The sequence below is a fragment of the Mesorhizobium sp. P5_C1 genome, from assembly GCF_054049815.1.
This window is the reverse complement of the sequence record NZ_JBFULQ010001301.1, coordinates 1-672: the sequence shown is the minus strand read 5'-3', so window position 1 is coordinate 672 and position 672 is coordinate 1. Positions and strand designations below refer to the sequence as shown.

Annotated in this window: 1 pseudogene; it reads right to left on the bottom strand. The window is 58.2% G+C overall.

The window, feature by feature from the left end:
• Positions 1-514 (bottom strand): annotated as a pseudogene (locus ACXJ7R_RS35500) (hypothetical protein); the annotation flags it as partial.
• Positions 515-672 lie beyond the last annotated feature (158 nt).

The following is a 672-nucleotide window of genomic DNA, read 5'->3' as shown; positions in this document are numbered from 1 at the left end:
CCACGGCGTCCCGCTCGGACAACATGGATTGTCCAACCCGGCGCACTTCGACAGCCGCAAGCAGCATCGGCGTTGTCGGAAATAGGTCTATTCTCCGTTTCTGGACGAAGCGAGCCGCGGGTGCACCTATTGCGACGATCAAATCGAGCCGTCGTGTTGCGTAGAGCGCCTTGAGATATTCACCAAATTTGGCCTCAGCAGCGTCGTCGCCATCCCGAGCCGTGACGAGGGAATCTTCTTGGATGTCCAGCGGCCAAGGCGACTGTTGGTTCAGTTCATCGCGGATTTCCCTGGCCCATGTGGCCCACGGCTGGAAACCCCGGCCATACGAATATAGGAACAGGATTTCCTTCGGCTGAACGGAAGGCTCGCCAGACCTAGGCTGAGCGGCAGTCTCGCCAATCGAGACCAAAAGAATGACGGCGGTGGCGATCCACCTATTGACCAGCCAATTCATCATCAATGAGCCCGATGCGACTACACGGCCTCTATCGGTGGCGATCAGTCCATCCATGGTTTGCGGGCGCCCGATTGGAGCATCCAAGGTGCCTGACATCCACCCGATGACGAGCCAGTAGAGCCTAGACTGCCGTTATTGGTGGGGATTAGCAAGATGAGCCTGGCCATGTGGGCTGGCCGCACCAACCGAGACCGCAGTAGGTCAAGAAATCC